Here is a 17334-nt window from a genome sequence, read left to right on the forward strand (position 1 = left end):
ACAGTCAAGAAGCCCGCCCGCAAGAAACCAACATTGTTGTGAGACAACAGATCTCGCAGCGCCATTCGTCGATTCACAGTCCCGCACCCCACGGCCCGTTCAGGCCGCGATCGGTCGTGCCGTCATCACCCCGGAAAGAGGAAGATCATCATGACCAATCCCCAGTACCCCGCCAATCCCCATGTCCCGCAACAGCCTTACTACCCGCAGCCGCCGCGCAAGAAGAAGGTGTGGCCGTGGGTGCTCGGCGGGTTCGCCCTTGCCGTTCTCGTCCTGTTCGGCGGGTGTGTGGCGTTGATCGGCACGGCAGCCAACGAGGTGGCCAAGGTCGAGGAGAGCAGATCGGTCGCGGCGCCCGCCGGCACCGAGGTGCGCGATGGCAAGTTCGGATTCACGGTGACGAAGGTGGATCCGCCGGTCACGACCGTCGGCGACAATCAGTTTCTGCAGAAGACCGCGCAGGGTGAATTCATTCTGGTCTCTGTCGATGTGGCGAATATTTCGAATGTCGCCCAGAGCTACTTCGGCTCGAATCAGAAGCTGATCGACGATCAGGGCCGCGAGTTCGCCAACGACACCACCGCCGAGATCAATGTCAACGACCAGCTCTCCGCCGAGATCAACCCCGGCAACAAGACCTCGATGGTCCTCGTCTTCGACGTCCCGGTGGGCACAGTCCCCACCGCGATCGAATTCCACGACTCGGCCTTCTCCGACGGAACCCGCGTCGCCCTGAAGTAATCCCGCAACGGATTCGGGCCCAGCGAACTCCGCTGGGCCCGAAACTGTTTCGCGCCGTACACCGCCCGGAACACGACGATCGCGGTCTCGTGCGCGAAAATGAGGTGGTGACCACCGAGAACGAGCGTCCTGGACCGCCGACGATGAGCCCGAGCATTTTGGTGATCACGATGTCGCGGCGGGTGGAAGCGGCGTTGGGGGCGGAGTTGGGGGCGTTGGATCTGACGGTGGCCCGGTTGGGGTTGCTCGGGCATATCAATGGGGTGCCGGGAGCGTCGTTCAGTGAGTTGGCGCGGATGTCGGGGACGAGTGTGCAGAGTGTGCATGCCGCGGTGAAGGGCCTGGTAGGGGCAGGTTTGGTGCAGGATCGGACGGCCAGGGCCGGGTCGGCGTCGGCGATCGAGTTGACGGGGGCGGGGACCGAGTTGCTCGCCGAGGCACGGAAGGCGGTGGCGCGGGTGGACACTGAGCTGTTCGGTGCGGAATCCGACCCGATTCTGCGGCAGGTCGGCGTAGCGATCGTCGACGCGTTCGCCGGGCAGATCCCCCCTCGACCCCGGGCGTGACGAATCCAACCTTCAATGTGACTGAAGCTCGAGCTAGGCTTCAGTCACATTGAAGGTCGGAGGAGTCGGTAATGGAACACGTCCTGTTGTCCGTGCATGTGCTCGCGGGCATCGTCTTCGTCGGCGGCTCAGCGGTCGCCGCCAGTCTGTTTCCTCGATACGCGCCGGTAGCGGGACCGGACCCGGAAGCGATCCGCAGCGAATCGGTGGCGGTCGCCATGCACCGGATCACCCGCAGTTACGCGAAACTGGCGATCATCGTGCCGGTGATCGGCATCGTGCTGGCCACGGTCCAGGGCCGGATGAACGAAATCTGGATCACCATCGCGATGATCACCACCGCGATCGCGGGCGGACTGCTCGCCGTGCAGATCGTTCCGATGCAGCGCGATGCCCTCGACAAGCCCGACGACGGCAGGCGCCTGCGTGTGCTGTCGATGCTCGCGGGTATCTACAACCTGCTCTGGACGGCTGTGGTCGTCCTCATGATCGTTCGCCCCGGCTCGGCCAACTGAAAGCAGGAATTCGGTCCGCAACGAGGTCGTCGCCGAATTCTCTTGAACGAGTCAGTGTTTGGCGCCGATGGTGTGGAGAATTTCGTGGATGATCGGGTCAGTGAGCCGGTTGGTGACCGAGCGGCCTTCGCGGCTCGAGGTGACGCAGCCCTCGTGGCGCAGCACGCGGAGGGCCTGGGAGATCGCGTTCTCGTTGCGGCCGATGGCGGCGGCCAGTTCGCCGACGCTGATGCCGGGCGAGCGGTGCAGACACAGCAGGATTTCCAGGCGGCCCGGGTCGGACAGCAGGTCGAAGCGTTGCGCCCATTCCCGGATCTCGACATCGCCGATCGCGCGACGGCCGAGTTCGACCGGTGACCCGTGCGGTGTGCGTGGCTCTCCCATGGCGGTGCCAGCTTAATCGCCGAGTGGACACGACGGCACCGCACGCGACTATTATCTGTCCATCTGTTCAGATAAACATTAGTTGGGATGATGGATGCGCGTTCGGCCGCTGGTCGCTGTGGGGGTCGCGGGCGCGATCGCGTTGACATCGTGCGGCGCGCCCGACAGCGGGTCCACCGACGCCTTGATCCTCGCTGATGCCGCCGAACTGGGCGGATACAACCCGGTGGCCGGCTACGGAGCGGCCGGTGGGGCCAAGATCTACGACGGACTGCTCCGGCTGACCGGCGGCACCGGGATGCCCGGCTTCGCGCCCGCACTGGCGACGGAACCGCCGACGCCTGATACCGATGCCACCGTCTGGACGGCGCCGCTGCGCCCCGGGGTGCGGTTCAGCGACGGGTCGGCATTCGACGCCGAGGATGTGGTGGCAACGTACCGGGCGATTCTGGATCCGGCGTCCGCCTCGGAGGTGCGGTCGTCGTTTTCGATGATCGAGCGGGTCGAAGCCGTCGACCCGCTGTCGGTGCGGTTCACCCTGCGTCATCCCTATGCCGCGTTCCCTGCCAAGCTGCTGATCGGGATCGTTCCGTCGGAGGCCGTCGCGACGCCCGGGCCCGCGACCGAGTCGCCGCTCAATGCCGCCCCGATCGGTACCGGCCCCTATCGACTCACTGCGTTGGAGCCGACGCGGGCGGTGTTCGAGGCGAACGAGAGTTATTGGGGTGGTGCGCCTTCGGTGAAGAAGCTGACGGTTCTCTACGTCCCCGACGACAACACCCGTGCGCAACGAATGGCCAGCGGTGAACTCGACGGGACATCACTGCCGCCGTTGCTGGCTGCGACCTTCGACAAGCGCATGACTGTGCAGGCCAACACTTCCGCGGACTGGCGTGGGGTATCCATGCCAGAGGCCGATCCCGTCGCCGGGGACTCCGCCGTCCGGCTGGCACTGAACTACGCCGTGGACCGCCAAGGGATGATCGACAATATTCTCGGTGGTTACGGGCGCCCGGCCTACACACCTTTCGCCGACATCTACGGCGAATCCCACAACCCAGCCGTCTCTTTCGCCTTCGATCGCCCGCGCGCCGAGCAGATCCTCGATGGCGCAGGGTGGCGAACAGGCGCCGATGGTTTGCGCGCGAAAAATGGTGTGCGCGCCCGGTTCACAGTGATGTACAACTCGACCGACACGTTGCGCCGCGACCTCGCAATGGCTTTCGCCTCCGATGCTCGGCGCGTGGGTATCGAGGTGGATCTCGAAGCGCTCTCCTGGGATCGGATCGAGCCGCGTATCGCGCAGGCCGCAATCCTGCTCGGTGGCGGCAGCGAGCCCTACGATCCCGACACCCAGGCCTACAACACCCTGCACTCACCACTACTCGACCCGAGCGCGAGCAGCCCGTACGACAATGCAGGCCGCCACGCCGATCCCGCGATCGACGCGCAGCTCGAAACAGCAAGGCGCAGCACGGATCCCGCCGTGCGAGCGGCAGCGTACCGGGAGGTGCAGAGCCGCTACGCCCAGGACCCGAGCCACGTGTTCCTGGTGCATCTCGATCACACCTATGTGGTGAAGGATTCGTCCTGGCAGATGTCGGGACCGATTCTCGAGCCGCACGCGCACGGCGTCACCTGGGGACCGTGGTGGTCGCTACAGACGTGGACCCGCTGATGGGGCGCAGCCGCTGTCGCGGACGCGGACTCGGCGCGATGATCGGGTGGCGCCTGGTGACATTGATTCCGGTGCTCGCCGCCGTATCCGCCGCCCTGTTCGCCGCGGCCGCGGTGTCACCGTTCGATCCGCTGGTCGGGTACCTAGGCGCGCGCTACGAGTCGACGAGCGTGACGGATCGGGTGCTGCTCACGCATCAACTCGGACTGGACGCGTCGTGGTATCAGCTGTACGGCCGGTGGATCGGCGACCTGTTCAGCGGCGACCTCGGTGTCTCGCGCGGGTTCGCGCAGCCGGTGAGTACCCTGCTCGCCCAACGGATTCCGTGGACAGTTCTGCTGGTCGTCGTCGCGATGAGCGCGGCGATCGTGGTCGCGCTCGGTGCGGGCGTCTGGGCCGGCATGCATCGTGGGGGGCTGGTCGACCGGCTGGTCACCGGATCGTGCTTGGTGATGCAGGGGCTGCCACCGTTCGTGGTGTCGCTGGCCGCGATCGCGGTGTTCGCGGTGGGACTCGGCTGGTTGCCACCCGCGGGGCTCACCGATGCCGGGGCCGAGGTCGGGTTCGGCCAAGTGGTGCGGCATCTCGTGTTGCCTGCCGCCGCGCTGGCCGTGTCTCAGGTGCCGTGGCTACTGCTGGCCGTGCGGGAATCGGTGTCGGGCAATCGCGGTGAGGACTTCGCGGCCGGGGCGGCCACGCGCGGCATCGACACCGCCACGATCACCCGCAACCACATCCTGCCGTCGTCGCTGGCCCCGTTCGTGACGATCCTCGGCGCGCGACTGCCGGAGGTCGTGGTGGGGGCGGTGCTGGTGGAGGAGATCTTCTCGTGGCCGGGGATCGCGGGGGCGTTCGTGCAGTCCGCGAAGGATCTGGACATGGCGCTCTTGGCGATACTCACCGTCGGCACGACCTGCGCGGTGATGCTCGGGTCGCTGCTGGCCGATGTCGCGGTGGTGCTGCTCGATCCGCGGGTGCGCGCCGATGGGTGAGCGGCGGTTGTCTGTCGCGCTGTCGGTGCTGGTGGCGGTGGTGCTGTATGCCGTCATCGTGCCGTGGGTCGATGGGGTCGATGACCGGCTGACCGATTTCGCGAGTGCGCGGCAGGCGCCGTCTGGGCAGTGGTGGTTCGGAACCGACTCGGCGGGGCGGTCGCTGTTCGTGCGGATCGCCGCGGCGTTACGGACCTCGCTGATCGTCGCGGCGTGTGCGGCGGCGGTGTCGACGGTGCTCGGGGTGCTGGTCGGGGCGGTCTCCGCGCTGGCCGGTGGGTGGGTGGATCGGGTGTTGATGCGGTTCGCCGATACCGCGAACGCGCTGCCGCATCTGTTGCTCGGGATTGTGATCGTGGCGCTGTTCCGGGGGAACGCGGTGGCGGTGGTGTTGTCGATCGGGCTCACCCACTGGGTGCAGGTGGCGCGGATCGTGCGCGCGGAGAGTTTGAGTCTGCGTGAACGCGAGTACGTGTCCGCGGCGGTGCTCGCGGGTGCGAGTCGCACTCACCTGCTGAGCAGACATCTCCTGCCCGCTGTCGCTCCGCAAGCCTTGATCGCGGTGGTTCTGCTGCTGCCGCACGCGATTTGGCATGAGTCGACGCTGTCGTTCCTCGGGTTCGGACTACCACCGCACGAACCCAGCCTCGGCACACTGCTGGAGGAAGCGCGTACGTCACTGTTGCTGGGCGGGTGGTGGACGCTGGTGTTTCCCGCGGGGTTCCTGGTGCTGACGACGGTGGCGGTCGCTGTCGCGGGGTCGTCACTGCGCGGGTTACTTGCCCCGCCGAAACCTTCGAGGATGCCGCGATGAGACGTCACAGGTCCGATTCCGCGCGCCGGGATGCGGGACGACAATCGCCGCCGTCAGGATGTGGCGCCCGCCGGCGCCGCGCTGCCACGACTGAGGACGCCGGGTGACCAGGATCCGCTTGGCTATCGACGCGCTGACCGTGCGAATTCCGGTAAGTCATGGCGACATGGTGCACGCGGTGACCGACCTGTCCCTCGACATCGCGGCGGGCGCGATTACCGCGCTCGTCGGCGAATCCGGTTGTGGGAAGTCGATTGTCGCGAGTGCGGTGATGGGAGTGCTACCCCGCGAGGCCATCACGACCGGGACCATTCGCCTGGTGGGCCGCGACTTCCATCGAAACACCGGCCCCGTCCGTTCCGACGGTGACCGCGAACCCACCGACTCGGGCCGGACGGACTCAGCAGACGGATCGATCGACATCCTCACCGGCGATCACCCCTATCGAGGTCGCCACATCGCCCTGGTCCCTCAGTCGCCGAGCACCTACTTCACCCCCGTCCGAACCATCGGTTCCCAGCTCGCGGAGACGATCGCGGCACTCGGCACCGCGCACACCCCCGCTGACCTCGTCGAACGGGCCGGACTCTCCCCCACCGCACTCGACCTGTACCCGCACGAACTCTCCGGCGGCATGGCCCAACGGGCGGCCATAGCAACCGCATTGGCAGGCGACCCCGACGTGATCATCGCCGACGAACCCACCTCCGGGCTCGATCGCGCACGCACTGATCAGATCGGAAAACTGTTGCGCGAGTGCGCCGATGGCGGTGCCGCGGTCCTGCTGATCACGCACGATCTCGGGCATCTGATCCGCGCCGACATCGCCGACACCGTCGCGGTGATGTACGCGTCACGCCTGATGGAGGTCGGCCCCGGCGCGCATGTGCTCGACGATCCGTGGCACGACTACACCCGCGACCTGCTCGCCGCCCTGCCCGAGCGCGGCCTGCGCCCACTCCCCCATCCCCCGGGAACGCTGACGAATCTGTCCGAGATCTGCCCCTACGCGGGTGGCCCGACGCAGTGGATTCCGCAGCGCGAGCGCATGATTCGCCAGCGGAGGTCCGGGTGCTGATCGCCGACTCCACCACCGCCGGCTACGGCGCGCAACCCGTCATCCGCGGGGTCGACCTGCGGGTGGCCCCGGGCGAGATCGTCGGCATCACCGGCGACTCGGGCTCAGGGAAGACCACACTCGCTCGAACCATGGCGGGACTGCTGACGCCCACCTCCGGGACGGTCACCGTCGACGGGCAGACACCCCGACGAGCCCGCGGTGCCATCGCCATGGTCTTCCAATCCCCCCGTGCCGCAACGAATCCCCACTTCACCGTCGCTCAGATCATCGCCGAACCGGCACGCATCCGCCGCATCCCACCCCCCGATCTCGCAGCCATGGCCACCACCGTCGGCCTCACCCCCGACCTCCTCGAACGCCGCCCCCACGCCCTCAGCGACGGCCAACTCCAACGCGCCTGCCTGGCCCGCGCCCTCGCCCAGCACCCCCGCTACCTCATCCTCGACGAGGCCACCGCCATGCTCGACGCAGCCACCACCGCCAGCATCATCCGCCTGGTCATGACCCACGCCACCGACAACCTCGGCGTCCTGCTGATCAGCCACGACGAACCCCTCCTCGACACCGCCTGCACCCGCATCGCCACGATGCGCGAAGGCACCCTGACTCCGCGGTGAGCGTCTCCGCAGGTGGACCTGGAAGGACGCGAGCCAGCTCACCACTCCGCCCTGTGCCGATCAGTGTGCGAGACGGATGCGCAGCTTTTCGTAGGTGGGAATGAAAACCTTTCGGCGGTAACGACGTTCGACGATCTCCCAGGGGCGACCGGCGGCGGTCAGTGCTTCGAGTAGCGCGGTGAGTTCGGAGTGGACGAGTTGCGCCCCGAGGCAGAGGTGGCGGCCACCGCCGAACCAGAGCTGGCGGGTCTCGGGGTTGTAGTCGCGGTCGACACGGAACTCACCCGCGGCATTGTTGATGGTCCAGGTGAGAATTTTGACGTGCTCGCCTGCGCGCAGATCGCGGTCGGCCACCCGGACGTCCGCGGTCACCGAGCGTCCCACGAGATAAGCCGGACTGGTGACGCGCAGGGTCTCGCGGACCGCGTCGGGCAGGCGGTCAGGGGCGGCGAGCAGCGCGCGGTGCTGATCGGTGTCGTGCATGATCGCGACCATTCTGGTCATCGCGCTGGCGAGGGTATCGGTGCCCGCGACGGCCATGAGGATCGCCAGACCGCCCGCGTGCTCGACGTCGAGGCCCAGTTCGCGGCAGCGGCCCAGCGTGGTGTCGGGGTCGGCGCGGGCGTACGCATCGGGGACGTTGACGGCGAGCTGCCCGGCCAGCTCACGGGCGCGAGCCAGCGCGACGGGATCGAGGGTGGTCGACGCCATGGTGCCGAAACCCAGGTTGACCAGCTCTTCGACGTGATGGAACAGCCGCAGGAACAGGGCGTCGTCGTCGGTGGAATCGGTGGCGTCGCCGCCGATGGCCGCGGCGATGTCCTCGGGACGCATGCCGACCAGGTCGGAGACGCTGCGGCCGACCAGGATCTGCGCGCGGGCTGCGATGTCGACGGTCTCCCCCGCGGCGAGACGTTCGCGCAGGTCACGCAGGTCGGCACCGATCACCCGCTCGACCAGGGCATCGGTGTGGGTGAGGGTGAACAGGTCGCGCACCTTGGTCCGCAGGTCGGTATGGCCGGGGCCTTCGAAAAGATCCTCGACCCAGTCGCCGATGACCTGCGCCCACCAGTGTCCGGCGGCGCCTTCGGAGACGATGCTGAAATGCGTGCTGTCGTTGTAGATCTGGCGCGCCACCAGCGGATCGGCGACGAACCAGCCGAGTTCTGGCACCTTGCGGATCGGCCGCGCGAGCCGTCCCAGCAGCAGTAATCCAGGCAGCCAGGGTTGACCTGCGGCGAGTAGGGTTAGTTCATGGCGTCGGGCGGAGCTCCACACCCCGGCAGAATCTAATCGAGGCGGCCCGATTAGTGAAGGTCTGTGGCTAGGATCGGCGAGATGCGCTGGTGGTGATCTGTGCATCACGCGATATCTGGAAGTGAACAAGCATGATGAGATCGACGATCGAAGCTGTCGGCGCGTATCTGCCGGCCACGGAAGTGACCACGGCGGAACTACTGGAGCAACTGGCGATCGACGCACCGCTGGATCTGGAGAAGGTCAGCGGGGTCAGGGCGCGCAGGGTGCGCGGCGAATCCGAGGATTCGTTCACCATCGCCATGGCCGCCGCCCGCAGCGCGCTGGACAATTCGCGCTACGACGCCGCCGATCTGGACGTGATCATCTCCTGCTCGATCACCCGCACCCGCGGCGAGGACTTCTGCCTGGAACCGTCCTTCGCTCTGATGCTGCGGACCGCGCTCGGGGCGAGTAGGGCGATCCACTTCGACGTGTCCAATGCGTGCGCCGGGATGATGACCGGAGTTCTGCTGCTGGACAGGATGATTCGATCCGGCGCGGTGCGTCGCGGCATGGTGGTGTCGGGGGAATGCATCACGCCGATCGCCGATACCGCGGTGCGGGAGATCTCGCAGAAGTACGACCCGCAGTTCGCCTCGCTCACCGTCGGCGACGCCGGTGCGGCCGTGGTGCTCGACGGCACCGACGGGCCTGGGCTCGACTATGTGGAACTCAACACCAGCGCCGCGTTCGCGAAGCTGTGCCTCGGGATGCCCAGCGATCAAGGGCCGGGCGTCGCGCTCTACACCGACAATCGGGCGATGCACAACGAGTCCCGGTATCTGCTGTGGACCTCACGGCACCAGGAGTTCCTCGCCGCGCGGGGATCGAGCTTCGCCGCGGAGGGCTACGACTACCTGATCCATCATCAATTCAGCGGGCCTGCGGTGGAGTTGATCAACAAGATCGCCGAGCGCGAATTCGACGCGGCGATGCCACCGGGGCTCGCGGTGCTGGACCGGTACGGCAACACCGCGTCGACCTCGCATTTCGTGGTGTTGCACGACGCATTACGGCAGGGATTGATCGCGCCGGGGTCGAAGGTACTGCTCGTACCGGCCGCTTCCGGGGTGGTCGCCGGATTCTTGTCGGTGACAATCGGCGATCTGCGGGTATAGGACAGTATGGGAATCATCATTTCTTCTGCCACGACGCGCAGCGGCGGGGTCAGCTCGGTAGGACAGGCGGCAGATGCCGCGCGCGACGCGTTGACCGGCGCCGGTTGTCGGCCCGAGCAGGTCGACGCGCTGATCAATGTGGGGATCTATCGCGATGCGAACCTCGTGGAACCGGCGGTCGCCGCGCTGATCCAGCAGGCCGCGGGGATCGGGTTGGACTATCGGCGCGGTGACGTGCCGTGTCTGTCGTTCGATCTGATGAATGGCGCGTGCGGGGTGGTGAACGCGGTGGGCGTGGCCGCTTCGCTGCTCGCCGATCTGCCGTCCGGGCATGTGGTGGTCGTGTCGGGGGACGCGCATCCGTCGGGCCTGGCTGACGCTGAGTTCGCGTTCGAGCCGGTCGGTGCCGCTTTCGTCCTCGAGAATCACGCCGAGGCCGCAGGTTTCGGCGGAGTCCATGTGAGCGCCGGTGACGAGCCGTCCGACCCGCAGGGGTACGTGAAGTTGTCTGCGATGGGTACACAGGGGCGGTCTTCGTTGACAGTCGAATTGCGCGCCGGAACAGCGGAACTGGTCGAACATGCCGCCATCGCGGCGCGAGACGCGCTGACCGCGGACGGGATCGACGCCGGGCAGGTGGTGCTGCTCTGCGGTAAACCGACGGCGGACTTCGCCGAGGCATTGGCCGCCGAGCTGGGCGTCGGCGCGGTGGTCACCGATGAGTTCGCCGGGGACGCACACACTTCCGCGTTGACCACCGCGTTTGTCGCGGCACGCGATGCGGGACTGGCTGATCGGCCGTTGTTGTTCGTCGCCGCCGATGGTGGACCCACCGCGGCGGCCGTGACCTATCGAGGGGTTGGTGTGCGGTGACGCGGTCTCTGCATGTTGTTCCGGATCCGGAGAGCGTGCCGGGGCCTGGTCGCCATCGTGCGGTGTCATCCGACGCCACGGAGGGAGTGCCGAGCCGCGCGACGGTGTTGGCCTTGCGGTCGATTCCGGTGGTCGGGTGGGTGTTCCTGATCGTCGGCGTGGTGCGGCCGTTCCGGGCCCGGTGGCTGCGGGTGGCGTTCTGGATCGATGTGGTGCTGAGCATCGGGGTGCATGCGGCGCAGATTCCGGCGGCTCGGGAAGTGGCTGCCGAGCAAGGGATCTCGGGTCGGCGTGCGGCCGTGATGACCATGCTGTTCGGGGCTACCTGGTGGAAGACGTTGGGCGAGGCGCGGCGGTGATCGGTGCGCCGGGCGGCGGTGGGTTCGGGCCGGGCATGCGCGCGACCGGCGGGCCGAGGCTCGGTACGGCGGCACTGGTCGGCTCGCGAGTTCGCCGAAGGTACGGCGTGGCGCGATGACTGTGCTGGTGACAGGCGCGACGGGGTTCGTCGGTGGGGCGATCGCGCGCGGGCTGGTGGCGCGTGGGGTGCCGGTTCGGGCGATGGTCCGGGATTCGGCGGCGGCACCGGATGGCGTCGAGGTGGCGGTTGCCGATCTCGCGGACGCGGCTGCGCTGGCGGCGGCGGTGTCGGGGGTGCGTGCCGTTGTGCACGCGGCCGCTCTGCTCGGCGAATTCGGTAGGCCCGCGGAGTTTTTCGCGGTGAATGTGGCGGGCACCGATCGGCTGATGCAGGAAGCCTCGGCGGCCGGGGTGCGGCGATTCGTGTTCATCGGGAGTCCGAGTGCGTTGATGGCGCCCGATGGTGGGGACCAGGTGGGGATCGATGAGACCGTGCCCTATCCATCGCGGTTTCTGAACAGCTATTGCGAAACCAAGGCTCTGGCTGAGCAATTGGTGCTGAAGGCTGATGCACCGGGGTTCACGACGTGCTCGTTGCGGCCACGGGCGGTGTGGGGGCCCGGGGATCGGCGTGGGCCGATCGTGCAGATTCTGGCGAAGTTGCGAGCGGGGCGGTTGCCGGATCTGTCCGGTGGGCGCGATGTTCGGGCTTCGCTGTGCTACATCGACCATCTCGTCGACGCTATCGCTCGCGCGCTGGAGGCCGACAATGTCGGTGGGCGCGCGTATTTCGTCGCCGATGCGGAGCCGGTGTCGGTGTGGCCGACATTGGCTGTTGTGGCGGAGCGGTTCGGGTTGGCCGGACCGAGTGGCGCGGTGCCCGCACCGGTGCTCGGTGGGGCGTTGGCGGCGATCGAAACACTGTGGCGGATACCGGCGGTCGCGCAGCGCTGGACTCCCCCGCTCTCGCGGTACGCGGTCGCGCTGGTTACCCGGACGGCGACCTATGACATCTCGCGCGCCGCACGGGAACTCGACTTTCAGCCGACGGTGCCGTTCGCGACGGGCTTGGACAACTTCCACCGCTGGGTCGACCAGGTCGGCGGGCTCGATCGGCTGCTGGAGGAAGTGTGAGCGATCTGTGGGTGGTGATTCCCGCCTTCAACGAGGAACTCGGCATCGGTAGGACACTGGATGCCATTGCAGCGCAACAGGACACAGACTTCACAGTGGTCGTAGTCGACAACAACTCGACCGATCGCACCGCCGAAGTGGTCCGCGCCTTCGCTGCGAAGCATCCGATGCCACGCATCGTGGTGATCGACGAGCAGCAGAAGGGTACCGGCGCCGCGGCCGATACCGGTATGCGGCACGCGATGTCGCACGGCGCGACCTACCTCGCCCGCACCGACGCCGATTGCCTGCCCGCCTCCGACTGGACGCGACGGATCAAGGCCGGGTTCGACTCGGGGTTGCGGCTGGTCAGCGGTCAGCTGATTCCGCGCACCGACGAAGGTGTGTCGTGGATCGACCGCACGATCATTCGGGTGGCCTTGGAAGTGGCGTCGACCTTCGGCAAGGTGCGTTCGGGCAATCGGGATCCGAAGTATCTCGGGCCGTATGTGATGACGCCGGGGTGCAATATGGCCATCACCGCCGAATTGTATGGTGCGGCAGGCGGATTTCCGCGGACCGCGATCGAGGATCTGCACGAGGACCGGGCACTGGTCAACGCGGTGCGCACGATCACCACCGACTATGGTTTGCGCCGGGACGTGCGGGTGTACGGCTCGAATCGGCGGGTGCGGGCCTGGGGTATTCGCAAGACTCTGGCCTGGTATGCCGATCATCGGTATCGGCCCGAGGTGGTCGATATTCGGTGAACGCCGCTGACAGTGGAGGGGAGCACCGGTGACCGACTTTCTCGACAGGCTTGCCGCGCAGGCTGAACGGATTCCGGACGCGTCGGCCCTCGGGACTGTCGGCAAGCGTGCGCTCACCTACCGGGAACTGGTGGAGACCGTCGGCGGGGTGGCGCACAACCTCGGCGAGGCGGGGTTCGTACCGGGCGACCGGATGCTGTTCTCCATTCGACCGAGCGTGTCGTCGGTGATGTTGATCTTCGGGGTGATCGCGGCGGGTGGGACCGTCGTGTTCGTCGATCCCGGGGTGGGTCCCGAACTTTTCGCCAAGCGTGTCGGGATGGTCGAACCAGCCTGGGCTGCAACAGAATCGCTGCTGTATGCGGTAAGTGGGCCGCTGTCCCGGTTCGGACGCAGGAGGGGGCTGGAACTGCCGCGGTTCGGCGCGCTCGATGTACGGCATATCCACAGCGGGGTGTGGTTGCCCGGCACACCGCTCGGGTCGATTCCGTTGCGGCGGTTCACCGGTGACGCGCGCGAGACCGCACTGCCCGCCGCAGCGCCGGATGCGGCGGCGTTGATCGTCTTCACCTCCGGCACCACAGCGGAGCCGAAAGCCGTTGTGCACACCCGCGCTTCGCTGAGTGCCGGATTGTCCGCGATGGGCGGAAAGACCAGCCTCGCACCCGGCGCCTTCCTGCACACCGAGCAACTCATGATGGGGCTACCCGCGCTGATGGCGGGGGCACGGTGGGCGATGCCGCGCTATCCGCGATTCGGCACACATATCGACCCGATCCGGTTCACCCGGAATCTGCGCAGCGCCACGCACGCTTTCTATACCCCGGCCGATCTGGCTGTCGCCCTCGATGCGATCGAAACCGACACTCTCCCGGTGCCGCCGAACCTGCGTCAGGTCGCACTCGGCGGAGCTCCCGTCACCTCGTCTCTGCTTCGCCGAGCACAGAAATCGTTGCCCGACACCGAGTTTCTCGCCATCTACGGGATGACCGAGATCCTGCCCGTAGCGGTCGCGACCGGTGCCGCCAAGCTCGCACACGACGGGGATCTACTCGGAACGCCGGTGCGGGGAGTGGAGGCGAGGATCGCCGACGACGGTGAACTCGTGCTGTCCGGCCCGAACCTGTGTCACGGATATCTCGGCGCGGAAGCCATGACCGAGATCGCGACCGGCGACCTCGCACGCTGGGACGGCAAGGACCTCGTCCTCACCGGTCGCAAGAAGGACATGATGATCCGGGGGAAGACCAACATCTACCCCGGGCTGTACGAGCCGTTGATCACCGCGATCGACGGGGTGCGCGAGGCGATCATGGTCGGTCTACCGGACGAGATCGGCGATGAGCGGATCGTGCTCGCGGTGGTGGTCGACCCGGACGCCGGAGATGTCGTCGCACTGCTTCACGAACGACTGCCGCAGGTCATCGACACCTCAGCCGTCCCCGACGACATCGTGGTGGTGGATCGAATTCCGGTCAGCGGGCGGACCAACAAGCCCGACCGGGCGGCCCTGCGGAAGCTTGTGGACGAGCTGCTCGCCTGAGCACGCGGCATCTCGCCCGAGTATTCACAACGCGTTGTCAGGTCGGCCGTTCGAGAACTCGGTACGCACGCGTTGACAACTGTCGGCTCATCGAGTGACCGAGCGGATGGTGCGGTCGGCGAGGGATTCGATGGTCGCTCGCGGGAGCATGGTGTCGACGTAGCAGAAGGTGATCGACATCGTGGTGTCGAGGGTGGCTACGGCGACTGTCAGGGCGCTGGCGCAGGAGTTGGTTCCGGCGATAGTGAGCGCGGTGATGTGTAGCGGCTCAGGGGTTTCGGGAGGGGACAGTCTGCCCAGGTTGCTGAGGGTGACGTTCCACGGGGCGCGGCGGTCGATGAATTCGATGGTGCGCCTGCCGGATTCGAGGGTGCGGGGGCAGCCGTAACGGATGGCGGCCAGGGCGGTGAGGTCGTTCTTCTTCGATAAGCGTTGGTTCAGTTGGCTTTTCGCCACGCGGGCTGCGTCCCAGAGCGAATGGATCGGGCCGTAGGGGACGAAGGTGGGGACTACCGCGGTGAACATACCGGGCTCGTCGTCGGCCGCTGGGGGCTGTAGGCGGGAGCGGATGTCTACCGGGATGCCGATGCCCGCGACGCCGGAGGTTCGGGGAGCGAGTTCGCCCAGCGCATCTGCCAGGGCAGCGGCCAGCGCGGCGTTGACGGTGACGCCGTACTGGTGACAGCGGGTGCGGAGTTCGGTGAGCGCAGCGCCCTCGACGGTGCGAATCACCGTGCGCGTCCGTCGAATCGGTAGCGGCGGTGGCGTGCCGGGGAGGCCGGCCGGGCGGCGGGCCATCGCGGTGAGTTGGCCGGTGATGTTGGTGCGCAGGCAGTGCAGCGGGCCGGTGTACGCGGGCGGGATGAGGTCGTCGGCAGCCGGGATCGGTGGGCGGGCGGCGACGGGGACGGGAGATCCGAAGGCGTAGGCGAGAATTCGCCAGGCCAGTGCCGCCATGGAACGGCCGTCGAGCAGGACATGGGACAGAACGAGGATCAGGTCGTGGTGTTCGTCGGAAGTACCTGGGCGCCAAGCCAAATCGATGAGACGTCCGGGCGAGGTCGCGAGGTCGATGGGTTCGCCGAGCTGTTCGTCGAAGATCGTGCGCCACTCGTCGGGGCCTTCGACAATGCGGTGCAGGACCGGCAGGTGCGGGTCGGCGGACGGGGCGAAACATGGGCCGTCGACCACCGTGGTTCGCAGCAGCGGGAATTCCGCGAGCAGTGCGTCCGTGGCGTCTTCGAGGCGGTAGGCGCCGATCGAGCCCCGCACCCGCAAGCGGACGACACAATTCGCCGGTGACAGCTGATCGACGAGCCAGAACCAGCGCTCCGATGCCGATAGCGGCCGCCTCACCTCACACACCGCGGCCTCCCGTTCTCGACTACTGCGGTTACCGCGAGAGTAGCGAACCGATACTCAGTGCTTTCACATGGAGTTACTACATGCGTATTATGGACTTATGGGTTTCGAGTGGCCTGATTGGGCGATCGCTCACCTGATCGGCATCGAACCCAGCGAGGTTCGGCAGGTCCTCGCAGCGTCACGACGGTGGCCACGCCCGGCCTACGACGGCCAGGTGACCGTCCTGACGGTGTGGGGGCGCACCACGGCAGGCCGCCCGCTGATCGTGGTGATGCGACAGCGGGAGGACTGGACGTGGGTGATCATCGGCGCACGCACGCTGCGCGCCGAGGAACTGGCGCAATTCGAGCAGTGGGAAAGTGGGAACCGATCATGAGCGAGCAGGGACTCCCGTCCAGCAAAGAAGAACTCGCCGACTTCATGGATCGGCTGAGTTTCTCCGACGAGCCCACCGACGATGCCCCACCACGCCTTCCTGTCAACGAAGACATCATGGTGACCACGTCGATGCGCCTACCTCTGGGCCTGCACAGCCGACTGAAGACCCTCGCCGACGAACGCCGCGTCGGCGTCTCCACCCTCCTCCGGGAATGGGCCGAAGCAGCCGTCGCCGAAATCGACGACGAAGACCAGATGATCTCCCTGGCCGAAGCCAAACGCGCCCTCTCCCGCGTCCACCCGATCCACCGGGCTAGTTGAAATTGTCTATCGGGGCGAAGCACCCGCCGGTGCCGTCAGGACACGCACCGCGCAGTTGACCCCTGGCGCGTTCGCCAGTCGCGAGTCAGTGGTGAGTAGTTCGCAACCGTAGGCTTCCGCGGCCGCGACGTAGGCAGCGTCATAGGCGGTCAGGTTGTCGTGTAGGTCCCAGATCCTGCGAACGAGAACGCGGGTGACAGGGACTTCCGGGTCGAGTTTTTCCACGGCCGTTACCGCTCGGGCCGCTTGCTCGGTGCTGATCGTGCCCGCACGGGTGAAACGGCGAATCACCGAGAGAACCTCGACGGTCCAGTGCTGAGGCGCGATCCACCGGTCATCAGCTTCGAGAGCCTCGCGACAGCTGTCACCGAGCGGATCGGGATTCAACAGCGCATGGGCGAACACCGAAGCATCGACCACGATCACTCCACGATCTCCGGCCCGCCGAGCACCGAATCCCGCTCAGCGCGTTCAGCATCCAGCGCCACCACTACATCCCGCGCGGCGAACGCAACATCCCACGTCACAGGACTGAACTGCTTGAGCACCGCGATGTTGTCCTGCCGGCGGGCCTCGTCGCGAACCAGATCGAAGAGAAAAGCCTGCAACGACTGCCCCCGCCGCTGCGCCAGCGCCACCAACTGATCACGCAGCGGCTCAGGAACATCTCGAATCTGCAAGGCAACCATGCATGCAATAGTACATGCACAGGCGGCCGCCGAGAAGGCACACGCCGACGTGGACGGGTTGTTCGGTGCGCCCTGAGAGCGGCAGAACGCCGATTGGAGCCCGGCAGATTACGAATA

General features: G+C 66.9%; 21 protein-coding genes. 16 read left to right on the forward strand and 5 right to left on the reverse strand.

Annotated features, from left to right (window positions below; translation table 11 throughout):
• The first annotated feature begins 150 nt into the window (after positions 1-150).
• The 3 genes from ACLJPD_RS03975 to ACLJPD_RS03985 all read left to right on the forward strand — a co-directional run bounded on the left by ACLJPD_RS03975 (position 151) and on the right by ACLJPD_RS03985 (position 1822).
• Complete coding sequence (locus ACLJPD_RS03975; RefSeq protein ID WP_410870333.1) at positions 151-741, forward strand: DUF4352 domain-containing protein; 591 nt, start codon at positions 151-153, stop codon at positions 739-741.
• A gap of 107 nt (positions 742-848) precedes the next feature.
• On the forward strand, positions 849-1307 hold the full coding sequence (locus ACLJPD_RS03980) for a MarR family winged helix-turn-helix transcriptional regulator (RefSeq protein ID WP_410870335.1): 459 nt from the start codon (positions 849-851) through the stop codon (positions 1305-1307).
• Between the two features lie 71 nt (positions 1308-1378).
• Positions 1379-1822 carry a hypothetical protein gene (locus ACLJPD_RS03985; protein WP_410870336.1) on the forward strand — a complete coding sequence of 148 codons (444 nt, stop codon included), beginning with the start codon at positions 1379-1381 and terminating at the stop codon, positions 1820-1822.
• A 51-nt stretch (positions 1823-1873) separates the two neighbouring features.
• On the opposite strand, the gene ACLJPD_RS03990 is transcribed toward ACLJPD_RS03985, so the two are convergent.
• A complete protein-coding gene (locus tag ACLJPD_RS03990; RefSeq protein WP_266292545.1) occupies positions 1874-2206 on the reverse strand; it encodes an ArsR/SmtB family transcription factor in 333 nt (110 codons plus the stop codon).
• Between the two features lie 94 nt (positions 2207-2300).
• Between ACLJPD_RS03990 and ACLJPD_RS03995 the strand changes: the two genes are divergently transcribed.
• From ACLJPD_RS03995 to ACLJPD_RS04015, 5 genes are all read left to right on the forward strand, one after another.
• Positions 2301-3884, forward strand: coding sequence for an ABC transporter substrate-binding protein (locus tag ACLJPD_RS03995; protein ID WP_410870337.1), 1584 nt, complete (start codon positions 2301-2303; stop codon positions 3882-3884).
• Complete coding sequence (locus ACLJPD_RS04000; protein ID WP_410871909.1) at positions 3845-4876, forward strand: ABC transporter permease; 1032 nt, start codon at positions 3845-3847, stop codon at positions 4874-4876. The genes ACLJPD_RS03995 and ACLJPD_RS04000 overlap by 40 nt, the downstream gene beginning before the upstream one ends.
• A complete protein-coding gene (locus ACLJPD_RS04005; RefSeq protein WP_410870338.1) occupies positions 4869-5690 on the forward strand; it encodes an ABC transporter permease in 822 nt (273 codons plus the stop codon). The genes ACLJPD_RS04000 and ACLJPD_RS04005 overlap by 8 nt, the downstream gene beginning before the upstream one ends.
• A gap of 166 nt (positions 5691-5856) precedes the next feature.
• Entirely contained in the window at positions 5857-6768 is a 912-nt protein-coding gene (locus tag ACLJPD_RS04010; protein ID WP_410871910.1) for an ATP-binding cassette domain-containing protein, read from the forward strand.
• Positions 6762-7388, forward strand: coding sequence for an ABC transporter ATP-binding protein (locus ACLJPD_RS04015; protein ID WP_410870340.1), 627 nt, complete (start codon positions 6762-6764; stop codon positions 7386-7388). The genes ACLJPD_RS04010 and ACLJPD_RS04015 overlap by 7 nt, the downstream gene beginning before the upstream one ends.
• Before the next feature lie 60 nt (positions 7389-7448).
• Here ACLJPD_RS04015 and ACLJPD_RS04020 read toward each other — a convergent pair whose 3' ends face one another.
• A complete protein-coding gene (locus tag ACLJPD_RS04020) occupies positions 7449-8666 on the reverse strand; it encodes a cytochrome P450 (RefSeq protein WP_410870341.1) in 1218 nt (405 codons plus the stop codon).
• A 110-nt stretch (positions 8667-8776) separates the two neighbouring features.
• Between ACLJPD_RS04020 and ACLJPD_RS04025 the strand changes: the two genes are divergently transcribed.
• The 6 genes from ACLJPD_RS04025 (at position 8777) to ACLJPD_RS04050 (ending at position 14464) form a co-directional block, all read left to right on the forward strand.
• A complete protein-coding gene (locus ACLJPD_RS04025; protein WP_410870342.1) occupies positions 8777-9805 on the forward strand; it encodes a 3-oxoacyl-ACP synthase III family protein in 1029 nt (342 codons plus the stop codon).
• A gap of 6 nt (positions 9806-9811) precedes the next feature.
• Positions 9812-10678: a hypothetical protein gene (locus ACLJPD_RS04030; RefSeq protein WP_410870343.1), complete on the forward strand. Its 867-nt coding sequence runs from the start codon at positions 9812-9814 to the stop codon at positions 10676-10678.
• A gap of 62 nt (positions 10679-10740) precedes the next feature.
• The gene (locus tag ACLJPD_RS04035; protein WP_410870344.1) at positions 10741-11037 is read left to right on the forward strand and encodes a hypothetical protein; all 297 of its coding nucleotides are present in this window, start codon (positions 10741-10743) and stop codon (positions 11035-11037) included.
• Between the two features lie 115 nt (positions 11038-11152).
• Entirely contained in the window at positions 11153-12172 is a 1020-nt protein-coding gene (locus ACLJPD_RS04040) for an NAD-dependent epimerase/dehydratase family protein (RefSeq protein WP_410870345.1), read from the forward strand.
• Complete coding sequence (locus ACLJPD_RS04045; RefSeq protein WP_410870346.1) at positions 12169-12921, forward strand: glycosyltransferase family 2 protein; 753 nt, start codon at positions 12169-12171, stop codon at positions 12919-12921. The genes ACLJPD_RS04040 and ACLJPD_RS04045 overlap by 4 nt, the downstream gene beginning before the upstream one ends.
• 28 nt (positions 12922-12949) lie before the next feature.
• Complete coding sequence (locus ACLJPD_RS04050) at positions 12950-14464, forward strand: class I adenylate-forming enzyme family protein (RefSeq protein ID WP_410870348.1); 1515 nt, start codon at positions 12950-12952, stop codon at positions 14462-14464.
• An 87-nt stretch (positions 14465-14551) separates the two neighbouring features.
• On the opposite strand, the gene ACLJPD_RS04055 is transcribed toward ACLJPD_RS04050, so the two are convergent.
• Entirely contained in the window at positions 14552-15820 is a 1269-nt protein-coding gene (locus ACLJPD_RS04055) for a phthiocerol/phthiodiolone dimycocerosyl transferase family protein (protein ID WP_410870349.1), read from the reverse strand.
• 106 nt (positions 15821-15926) lie between these two features.
• Between ACLJPD_RS04055 and ACLJPD_RS04060 the strand changes: the two genes are divergently transcribed.
• Both ACLJPD_RS04060 and ACLJPD_RS04065 read left to right on the forward strand, forming a co-directional pair.
• Positions 15927-16205, forward strand: a complete 279-nt coding sequence (locus ACLJPD_RS04060; RefSeq protein ID WP_410870350.1) for a hypothetical protein — start codon at positions 15927-15929, stop codon at positions 16203-16205.
• On the forward strand, positions 16202-16528 hold the full coding sequence (locus ACLJPD_RS04065; protein WP_410870351.1) for a hypothetical protein: 327 nt from the start codon (positions 16202-16204) through the stop codon (positions 16526-16528). Before ACLJPD_RS04060 ends, ACLJPD_RS04065 begins: the two co-directional genes overlap by 4 nt.
• Positions 16529-16534: 6 nt before the next feature.
• Here ACLJPD_RS04065 and ACLJPD_RS04070 read toward each other — a convergent pair whose 3' ends face one another.
• Together ACLJPD_RS04070 and ACLJPD_RS04075 are read right to left on the reverse strand one after the other, a co-directional pair.
• The gene (locus tag ACLJPD_RS04070) at positions 16535-16948 is read right to left on the reverse strand and encodes a type II toxin-antitoxin system VapC family toxin (protein WP_410870352.1); all 414 of its coding nucleotides are present in this window, start codon (positions 16946-16948) and stop codon (positions 16535-16537) included.
• Positions 16949-16950: 2 nt separating this feature from the next.
• Positions 16951-17217: a hypothetical protein gene (locus ACLJPD_RS04075; protein WP_410870353.1), complete on the reverse strand. Its 267-nt coding sequence runs from the start codon at positions 17215-17217 to the stop codon at positions 16951-16953.
• Positions 17218-17334 lie beyond the last annotated feature (117 nt).

The organism is Nocardia sp. A7 (assembly GCF_046549215.1).
Taxonomy (GTDB): domain Bacteria; phylum Actinomycetota; class Actinomycetes; order Mycobacteriales; family Mycobacteriaceae; genus Nocardia.